General features: G+C 39.7%; 3 protein-coding genes. All 3 read left to right on the top strand.

Annotation, left to right across the window (positions count from 1 at the left end; translation table 11 throughout):
- On the top strand, positions 1-2,742 hold a 2,742-nt coding region (locus QZU45_RS10195; protein ID WP_295354984.1), incomplete at its 5' end, for an endo alpha-1,4 polygalactosaminidase.
- A gap of 24 nt (positions 2,743-2,766) precedes the next feature.
- Entirely contained in the window at positions 2,767-6,315 is a 3,549-nt protein-coding gene (locus QZU45_RS10190) for a tetratricopeptide repeat protein (RefSeq protein ID WP_295354981.1), read from the top strand.
- 19 nt (positions 6,316-6,334) lie between these two features.
- The gene (locus QZU45_RS10185) at positions 6,335-6,856 is read left to right on the top strand and encodes a hypothetical protein (protein ID WP_295354978.1); all 522 of its coding nucleotides are present in this window, start codon (positions 6,335-6,337) and stop codon (positions 6,854-6,856) included.
- Positions 6,857-6,925 lie beyond the last annotated feature (69 nt).

Here is a 6,925-nt window from a genome sequence, read left to right as displayed (position 1 = left end):
TTGAATATTTTGAAAAAGTTAATTGTATTTGCACTGCTTTATCTTATGACAGTGCTTAATCCTGCTTTTGCGAAAACAAACAAATCAATCTGTTTCTATTACAACGAAGTCGATTCGATTCGTGAATTACTGAATTTTGACCGGGTTGTACTGGATCCTTCTAATGTTACAGACAAACAGATATCTGAGCTGCATAATGCCGGAATTTCTGTTTACTCATACATTTCAGTTGGAGAATATGACGAATCTCTTCCTGATTATCTTAAGGAAGCAAAACGTACTGATAATGAAGAGTGGAAAAGCAACATCATGGATGTGACCTCTCCGTTATGGCACGATCATATTATTCAGCGTGTAGAGGATTTAAAAAAGCGTCATTTTGACGGTCTGTTTCTTGATACATTGGATAGCTTCAATGCATATGCTGATGAAGAAGAGGATAAAGCTGAGTATGACAGACAGGTTGAAGGTTTAACCAAGCTTGTCAACGGTATTCATTCTGTCCTTCCTAAGCTTATCTTTAACCGTGGTTTTGAAATCTTTGACAAAATCAACTTCAAGCCAGAAGCAGTCGGTGCTGAATCTGTTTATAAAACCTATTCTGCAACAGATGATTCCTACAGTGATGTTAGTGAATCTGACAGAAAGTGGATTATGGACAGACTGAACCATGTTAAGTCTGCTGGTGTTGAAGCTATCGGTCTTGATTATCTTCCTGATACAGATCTTGAAGGAAGAGTTGAGCTTGCAAAGAGAATCGCTGCACTTGGCTATACTCCTTATGTAAGCGACGGTATGCTTTATGGCATGGGCGTAAGCTATACCTACACTGTCCCAAGGCGAATCCTTGGTGTTTATGACGGCAATCTTTCTGAGGATAACGGTTCTGCAATTCACACCAGAATTACTACTCCTCTGGAATACAAAGGTTATATTGTCGACAATGTAAATATTTACGACATCGATTTTTCAAAGGTTGATCGTTCACGTTATGCCGCCATTGTATTCTACCCAGAAGGCGGTGACGGATATAGACAGAACCACGAGCTGACTGAATGGCTTAAATCTCACGTGGGTTACCTTCCAATCCTGTTTTTGGGAAACCTTCCAGATGATACTGAGGTTTTAAAGGCATTTGGAATTACCTCTGAGGGAGAACTTGATGCTCCTTACAAGCTTGAAAAAAAGCCTGCGCTTTCAAAGGGAATAATCAATCCTGTTTTTTCTCCTAAAGATAAACTGTTAAGCTATAAAGTAGATGAGTCAAAAGGTTTTAAGGTTTTAGCAAGAGTATCCAATCCTAACCACGAGACTTCAGATCTTGTATTTAAGGCTCCATGGGGAGGTGTAGCTGTTGACCCTTATCCTGTAACCAGTCTTAACAACAGTCAGGATATATGGCTATTAGAGCCATTTGGCTTTTTGGATTTGATGCTTAATCTGCCAGAAATCCCTGCAGCCGATGCCAGTAGTGAGTCTGGTCTCAGAATTTTAACTTCTCATGTTGACGGTGATGGTTTCCCATCACGATCATGGTTTAAAGGCGGTCCTCTTGTCAGTGAGGTTCTTTATAACGAGGTCTTTAAGCCAATTGAGATTCCTCAGACTATTTCTGTTATTGAAGGTGAGATCAGTGCCGGCGGTATTCATGCAGATCAGGCTCCAGAACTTGAAGCTTTAGCACGTAAAATCTTCGAATTACCTAATGTTGAAGTTGCTTCTCATACCTATTCACATCCTTTTACCTGGAACATGTCTGATCCCAAGTCTCACCTTATCTACGGTGAGTTCCTTCCTGTTCCTGGCTATGATCATGTTGATTATGACAGAGAAGCTGCTGGCTCAGTAAACTACATCAACACAAAGCTGTGTCCTCCAGGCAAAAAAGTTAAGGTCTTTTTATGGTCTGGTGATGCCGATCCTTCAAAGGAAGCCATTGATAAAGTTGAAAAGCTTGGGCTTCTCAATGTAAACGGCGGCAATACCATGGTTGTAAAGGGAAAAGATTCCCTGACCAATGTCTCTCCTGTGATCTACTGGACCACAAATGGCGTACAGGTTTATGCTCCTATGATGAATGAGAATATGTATACCAATGAGTGGACTGAGCATTTTGACGGTTTTGGTCGAGCTGTTGAATCCTTTGAAATTACTGGTCATCCACGCAGACTGAAAACAATTGCTATTTACTACCATATGTACTCAGGAACCTATCAGTCTTCTTTAAAAGCTCTGAAGTCTCTGTATGAGTACGCTCTGTCTCAGGAAGTTACTCCAATGTATCTTTCAGAGTACGCAATGAGAGCCAGAACACTGTATGAGACTGGTCTTGCTAAAACCTTAGATGGAACTTTCGTTATTACATCAACAGGAATCCGTTCTATCAGAACCCCTAAATCATATGGATATCCTGTATCCAGCAACCTTGTTGGATTTAACGACTGCGAAGATGGTAATTATCTGATTCTAAACAAAAAACGCAGCTATGTTTCCTTTAAAAAGAATAGAACATCCAATCCAATGCTGAAAAGTGCCAATGGAATTGTTAATAAATGGCAGCTAAACAACAACAGGATCGATTTTGAGATTCTTGCTTATATTCCTCTGAAGATGAAGGTCTGGTCAGATAAGAAATGTCAGCTAGTATCTTCTCATGAGTTTACTCAAAGCTCTGAGTCTTCAGTTCAGGTATATGAAACTAAGGATAAGGGAACAATCTCCGGAACTCTGATTTGTAACTAAGATAATATAGTCGCTTTCTTTAAAATGAAAAATAACAAAGACAATAACCGCAAGCAAACACGTCTTCTTAACAAGACCACAGTTGCCTTACTTGCAGCAGGAGCTGCAGGTGCAGTGTATGTGTTATCTCCTTCTCTAACAGCTTTGGAGAAGAAAATATCTGATACAAATTCACCAGAGGTTTCTTTAACCTATCTTCAAGAATTAGAGAGGATCAATCCAGATGATCCTATGATTCCTTATTTAAAGGCAAAACTTCTGTATGAAAAAGGTAATTATAATGAGGTAATGGACCTTTTGTATCCTGAAATCAAGGAAGACCCTGACCATTCTGCATTAGATACCTTTATTCTGTATCTCAAGACTCGTGTTGCCATGTCTGATTCTATTGACAACAAGTCAAAAGAACAGGTTATAACTGAGGTTAAGGCAGAGCTCGATGCTCTTGTAAACAGAAACTTTTCACCAGAACAGATCCATGAGATAGTAAATATCTGTTACCAGATTTCTGATGCCAACCGTGCCTATGACTATATCATCAAAATAGAAGAGCCTGATTATAAGACTTTAAACGAAACTTATTCTTTAGCTCTTCAGTCCGGTCACTATGATAAGGCTCTGGAAATCAGAAAGTCTCTGTTCCTGAACGACGAAACAGAAGAAGGGTATAAAGAGCTTTTCAAACTGTATGTTGAAGCTTTTGACAAGAATTTATTTGCTTCATTCTTAAAAGAGTATGACGGTAAGTTCAAGGATGACATCAATTTTATAAAGGCAGAGATTGATACTGCCAATAAGCTTGGTCTGTTTGACGAATCAGCAGTGCTGTTAGAAACACTTTGCCAGAAAGAGCCAACCTATGAGAATCTCATGAAACTGGTTGAAACTTCAGTTTCAAAACAGGATCTGGATAAGGCAAAGGATGTTCTTGAGAAACTTTATGCTTCAGATGAACATCAGGATCATAAGCCTGAAATTGCCAGAAAACTGCATGATGTATATACCTGGCAGTCTGATATTGAAAATTCCCAGCGTCTAAGCCTTGAATTACTGAATTTTGACCCTACAAAAGAGGAACTTGAACAGGGAATAGCTGAATCAAGTGCTCTGGCAGACATGGAGAAGATGGGAATCTTCTATGACGCTTCTTTTGAGAAGGGCTTGGTTGCAGAAGATGACTATGACGATTTTGTTGATGTTATGGAAAAAGCCTATGGTTCAGAGAAGGCTCTTTCAGCTGTTGACAGTCTCCTTGAAAAATCTCCAAAGAATGAAGTTCTCCTTGGCCATAAACTTAGACTGACAAGTTATGTTCAGGATTATCCTCAGGTAGTCAAGGCCTATGAATCTTTAAGAACTGTAAGAGTTCCAACTTCCCAGGAAGCTTTATATGCAGCTAATGCTTATGTAATGCTTGGTGAGGATAAAAAGGCACTGACAGCTCTTACCAGTGTTAAAAACTGGAATGAAGAGAATGATGATTACATGATCATGGTTTCTTCTCTTGCCTGGAGCTGTGATGATGACTCAATTGGAAGATACTCCCAGAATATTCTGCTTGATCGCAATTCTTCAGATGCAAATACCTATCAGCTTTTAAACAGCATTGGTCCTATTGATGAGAACAATCTTGATAAGCTTATAGCTTATTACGAAAAAAAGAAGGATTTTGCAATTGCCTCAGAGCTTTTGACCTACTCAAATGAGAAGGGTAATTATGAGCTTATGCAGAAGCTTTTAAAGGTTGTTGAGAAAAACGATCCTGCTTCATTCAGATCAAATGCGGTTCTATCATACAGAGCTGTGCTTTCAATGCATGAGCGTGATTACAAGCAGGCAAAAGGCATTTACGAAAAAATGCTGAAGAATGACTCTTCTAATATAGAGGCAATTGAAGGTTTATGTAATCTTGCTCTTCTAAACGGTGATAAAAAAGAGGCAGATTCTCTTTACAAGAAATATCGCAGTAAGTTTATAACCAATCCAAATGCATGGCAGATAGCTGCAAGTCTGGCTTCAGAGCTGGGGTATGGTAATGAAGCTAAGGCCTGGTATGAGCAGTATCTGTCTACAGTCAGTGAACCTTCTGCTGTTGATCTTCTGTCATATGCCTCTGTTCTTGAGGATCTCGGCTACACTGACAAAGCCTATAAACTAAGACGTTTTGTTGTTGAAACCAAGACTAAAGAACTGTTAAGTCTTAGTGATAACAATGTGACCCTTGCTTCTATCATCTCTACTTTTGTCTCAAAGGATAAAGGAGAGGCAGTTCTCAGAAAAGAACTTGAATCAACTCAGAGTCAGGCTCTGGTTTCTCAGTTTATTTCTACTCTGATTGACAGAAATGATATCAAGAGTGCCATTTATTTCAGAAAACGCTCATCTCTTGCTCAGTATGCGCTTTCAGACAGTCAGGAACTGCTTTTGGCTGTAAGAACCAAGGATAAGGCAAAAATAAAAGATCTTCTAGAACGCGGTGTAGGTATCAAGGAGCCAGAGAGATATGATGCACTTGAAAAGCTTACCAAACGTCTGGATGCCTATCAGCTTGCAAAGAGAACCGTGGGTGCTTCACCTGATAAATCAGTTAACAATTCTTTAAGATCTCAGATGGCTGCAGACAACAACTCTATGTCCCGAAGTCTGATGGCTGTCTATAATTCTCAGCCTAAGTGGGGAGTTCACTCCTATACGGTTAGTTATCATGCTCCATATTCTTTAGGTCAGCTTTCTCTTGCTACTGTATATCAGAGATCTAAAGCTCCTGATGATATGGCCATAGATAAACTTAAGTCTGAGAAGAGAGTTATCGGTTCTGTTTCCTACGAAACAGAAAAGCATGATTTCACCTTAACTGCCGATCTTGCTGATGGTGCGGCCGATCCTCGATATGGTGTGAAACTTGACTATCTGTTCAGATTAGATGAGCGCTATTCTGTTTCTTTAACAGGAGCTTTAAATCAGCACTCAACTCTATCTCACATGATGACCGTTCTTGGTAAAGACAACTACGCTCAGATGAGTATCGGTGCTAATCCATGGGGACGAGAGTATTTTGTATTTACTTCCCGTTATCATAAATACAAATCACGCTATGATGAGAATCTGGGGTCCGGATACGATCTTGAAGCTATGGCAATGACTCCTGTATTCAGTTCAGATCCTACTGTTTACGGTTATGTGGCAGGTTTATATCAGAATAACCATATATCAGATGATCCGCTTAATAAGACCAATAAACTTAACGGTTCTCTAGATAATGAAAATATCAATAGTATCGGTCCAGATTCATACATATCTGAACAGTACAAACATCTTGCATTAGGTATTGCTACAAATCACGGTGAACCTGGTGTTCCAGGTCCAAGCGTACCATCTCCCCGCTTTATTTTTGATGCCTTTACCGGCTACAACTTTACAGAGAAAAAGATGGATGCAGGTATCAGTGCCGGTGTTGGAGTAAGTTTATTTAAAGCTCAGGATGAGCTCTTCCTGATGTCATCTCTGCAGACAGCAGATCGTCAGGGAAATAAGTCTGTAGTCGTTACAGTCGGTTACAGCATGGTTTTTTAATATTTGAGGAACAAACAAAATGAGAAAACTAACTTTTATTATTTTAGCAGCAATTGTTTCTTTAGCAGGTTGCTCAACCTACAGAGGATCTAACGGTGTGACTGTATCAAACGGTTCAACCTTTGCGGTAATGCCATTTGTTAATCAGTCAAATACACCTTTGGCAGCAGAGAATGTTGAAACAATTATCTGTTCAGAACTGAGTGCAAAAAACATCAGTTATGTAGCTTATGAGTCTGCTGACGAGCCAAAGGATCTTAAGAGTATTCTTGATGATTCCTATACAACACGTAAGGCAAATGACTGGCTGAAGACTGTAAGCCACAACTATGTGATTTCAGGTTCTGTTGATGAGTGGAACTACAAGGCAGGTCTAGACGGTGAGCCTGTTGTCAGTGTTACCATCAGAATTAAGGATGTAAACGGCAATGTTGTATATGAGAAAACCGGCAGCAGATCCGGTTTTGGTCGTGAGAGTCTGAACGGTGCAGGTCAGAAGGTTGTAGAGAACATTTTAAGCGACATTAACTACAGCAGATAATCGCAGAAAGGGATTTATAAATGAATAAGAGTCTTAAGGCCATTGTCCGACTCGTTACCAGAGCTTCAA

This window comes from uncultured Succinivibrio sp. (assembly GCF_902756765.1).
Lineage (GTDB): Bacteria > Pseudomonadota > Gammaproteobacteria > Enterobacterales > Succinivibrionaceae > Succinivibrio.
Note: the sequence above shows the minus strand (reverse complement) of the source record. Positions and strands in the feature narration are given on the sequence as shown.